Source organism: Streptomyces scopuliridis RB72 (assembly GCF_000718095.1).
Taxonomy (GTDB): domain Bacteria; phylum Actinomycetota; class Actinomycetes; order Streptomycetales; family Streptomycetaceae; genus Streptomyces; species Streptomyces scopuliridis.
The window spans coordinates 1-232 of record NZ_JOEI01000110.1 but is presented as its reverse complement, the minus strand read 5'-3'; the positions used below and the strand labels follow the sequence as shown (position 1 = coordinate 232).

1 protein-coding gene is annotated in these 232 nt (G+C 68.1%); it reads right to left on the bottom strand.

Going from position 1 to position 232, the window contains the following annotated elements; genetic code table 11:
• On the bottom strand, nt 1–232 hold a 232-nt coding region (locus tag IF11_RS37540; protein WP_037729565.1), incomplete at both ends, for a hypothetical protein.

Here is a 232-nt window from a genome sequence, read left to right as displayed (position 1 = left end):
GCTGCCCTTGGCCTGCGCCACCCCGCCGGCCGTGCCGCTGACGGAGAAGGTGTAGACGAACGTGATCTTGCCGGCGTCCGGGCCGGTCTTGGCGCGCATCACGACCACGTCCTCGGTCATCGAACCCGAGAGACCCTCGAAGGAGATGCTGCCGAGGTCCTTGGGGCCGTCGGCGCCCTTGCCGTCCTTACCGCCCTTGGTGTCCTTGCCGCTCTTGCCGTTGCCCTTGAAG